This window comes from Streptomyces sp. NPDC059456 (assembly GCF_042750055.1).
Taxonomy (GTDB): Bacteria; Actinomycetota; Actinomycetes; order Streptomycetales; family Streptomycetaceae; genus Streptomyces.
In genome coordinates this window covers 1-2,799 of record NZ_JBHYVA010000655.1, presented here as the reverse complement: position 1 = coordinate 2,799, position 2,799 = coordinate 1, and the positions used below count along the sequence as shown (strand labels likewise).

General features: G+C 73.6%; 2 protein-coding genes and 1 pseudogene. All 3 read left to right on the top strand.

Going from position 1 to position 2,799, the window contains the following annotated elements:
• The first annotated feature begins 353 nt into the window (after nucleotides 1–353).
• Nucleotides 354–635 carry a DUF3017 domain-containing protein gene (locus ACFXA3_RS35660; RefSeq protein ID WP_385194071.1) on the top strand — a complete coding sequence of 94 codons (282 nt, stop codon included), beginning with the start codon at nucleotides 354–356 and terminating at the stop codon, nucleotides 633–635.
• Nucleotides 636–898: 263 nt separating this feature from the next.
• A complete protein-coding gene (locus ACFXA3_RS35655; RefSeq protein WP_030290642.1) occupies nucleotides 899–1,888 on the top strand; it encodes a malate dehydrogenase in 990 nt (329 codons plus the stop codon).
• 149 nt (nucleotides 1,889–2,037) lie between these two features.
• Nucleotides 2,038–2,799, top strand: a pseudogene (locus tag ACFXA3_RS35650) (hypothetical protein); the annotation flags it as partial.

The following is a 2,799-nucleotide window of genomic DNA, read 5'->3' as shown; positions in this document are numbered from 1 at the left end:
GGTGGTGGGGGGGGGGGGGGGGGCGGGGGGGGCGGGGGGGGGGGGGGGGCGGGCGCGGGGGGGGGGGGGGGGGGGGGGGGCGCCCCCCCCCGGGCGCCGGCTCTGACGCCGCGGCCGGTTCCGGCACCGGCACCGAAGGCGCGGCTGCCGGAACCCTGGCTGCTGGAGCGCCGGCCGTCGGAACCTCGGCTGCCGGAACCCCGGCCGCTGGAGCGCCGGCCGTCGGAAACCCGGCCGCCGGTCCGGAGGCCGGCAGGTCGCGCCGCTTCCCGTCCGTCACCCAGGACACCGCCCGCCCCGAGGGACACGGCCGCGCCGCCCCCGGGGACGCCCTCGCGGCCCGCCAGTGGCCGATGCTGAGCGTGCTCGCCGCGACCGCGGTCGGCCTGCTCCTGACGGCCCTGGGGCACCCCCGGGTCGGCTGCCTGGTGATCGGCGTGGCGCTGGTCTCGGCCTCCGTGCTGCGGCGCCTGCTGCCGTCCGTGGGCATGCTCGCGGTGCGCTCCCGGTTCACGGACATGGTCACGTACGGGCTGCTGGGCGTGGCGATCACGCTGCTCGCGCTGGTGATGGAGCCCAAGCCGGTGCTGGACATCCCGTTCCTGGAGAGCGCGGTCCGCTTCACCGTCCGCTGAAACGCGCGCCGGGTCACCCTCCGAGGCACTCGTACACCCGTCCGGCGGGTGCCGGAGGGCCGAAAAGCGGGGGGAAATGCCCCTCCGTGCCTTCGAACTCCCGGTCCGTGTGCCATGCACCACACAGACCGGGGGGTTGGGCCGCGCCAAGGTCGGATAGCCTGACGCCGGATGTCTCTTCACGTCAAGATTCGCAGGGGAGCGGCGTCCGCCAGCACATGGGGCAGGGACGCCCCACCGCCAGCTGTCTAACGGAGAAGGCCATGACCCGCACTCCCGTGAATGTCACCGTCACCGGCGCCGCCGGCCAGATCGGCTACGCGCTGCTCTTCCGCATCGCCTCCGGGCACCTGCTCGGCGCTGACGTGCCGGTCAAGCTCCGCCTTCTGGAGATCCCCCAGGGCATGAAGGCCGCCGAGGGCACCGCCATGGAGCTCGACGACTGCGCCTTCCCGCTGCTCAAGGGCATCGACATCTTCGACGACCCGAACGCGGGCTTCGAGGGTGCCAACGTCGCCCTGCTCGTGGGCGCCCGCCCGCGCACCAAGGGCATGGAGCGCGGTGACCTGCTCTCCGCCAACGGCGGCATCTTCAAGCCGCAGGGCGCCGCGATCAACGCGCACGCCGCGGACGACATCAAGGTCCTGGTCGTGGGCAACCCGGCCAACACCAACGCGCTCATCGCGCAGGCCGCCGCCCCGGACGTACCGGCCGAGCGCTTCACCGCGATGACCCGCCTGGACCACAACCGCGCGATCTCGCAGCTCGCCAAGAAGACCGGCGCCGACGTCACCGACATCAAGCGCCTCACCATCTGGGGCAACCACTCGGCGACCCAGTACCCGGACATCTTCCACGCGGAGATCGCCGGCAAGAACGCCGCCGAGGTCGTCAGCGACGAGCTGTGGCTCGCCGACACCTTCATCCCGACCGTCGCCAAGCGCGGCGCCGCGATCATCGAGGCCCGTGGCGCGTCCTCGGCCGCCTCGGCCGCGAACGCCGCCATCGACCACGTCCACACGTGGGTCAACGGCACCGCCGCGGGCGACTGGACCTCCATGGGCATCCCGTCGGACGGCTCCTACGGCGTCCCGGAGGGCCTCATCTCCTCCTTCCCCGTCACCTGCAAGGACGGCAAGTACGAGATCGTCCAGGGCCTCGACATCAACGAGTTCTCCCGTACGCGCATCGACGCGTCCGTGGCGGAGCTCGTCGAGGAGCGCGACGCGGTCCGTGAGCTCGGCCTGATCTGATCCGGTCCGGCCGGCCCGACCCGGCCGGTCCGATCCGAAGCACCCGAAGGGCCCCGGCGCAGCGCGCCGGGGCCTTTTTGGCGCGATCCGCCCTGTCCCGCGCCCCACGGGCCCCGTACGGTTTCCCTCCTCCCGACCGAGGAGAGCGCTTGAGCGGCACAACGGACGGCAGGGCCCCCGCGGACCCGGCGACGACGGAGGCGGGACGGCTCCTGTGCGCCGGCACCTATCTCGACGCCGCGTACCGCGACCGCGTGATCGAGGAGCTGTACGTTCACGAGGAGCGGTTCCCCGCGCCCTCCTACGGCTTCGACGCCACCCGCGTCCTCGCCCACGCACTGCGCGCCCTGCGCACCGAGGCGGCCTGGTCGGCCGCCATCGTCGCGGCGTGGGCGCTCGGCCTGCTCCTCACCCGTTCCTTCTTCCTCTTCCTGCTGGTCCCGGCGCTGCTGCTGAGCGGGGCCGGCCGGCTCAAGAAGCGCCGCGAGCGGCTCGGCCGCGGCATCCGGATCTTCGAGTGGATCCTGCGGGGCTACGCCTGCCTGATGCTCGGCCGCGTCCTGTGGGGGATGCTCCGCGGGTTCTTCGTGGACGACAAGGGCCCCGGAGGCCTCCTGGACCTGGCCGGGCTCGGTACGTACCTCGGGCACTTCGTCCAGAGCGACCCGCTCGGCATCTTCCTGGAGGTGCCGCGGCTCGGCCAGTTCTACGGGACGGCCTACTCCTGGCCGCTGCTGCTGGTGGGCGTGCTGGTCAGCGTGCTCGTAGGGCTCCAGAGGGGACACTTCGCGCACAGCATCCAGTCCTCGCTCGGCCGGTCCCGCTACGCCGACCCGGACGCGGCGCACACACGGCGGCGCGCGCGGCGCGCGGCCGCCGGCCCGGCGGTGGCTCTCGCCCGCCGGGAGAGC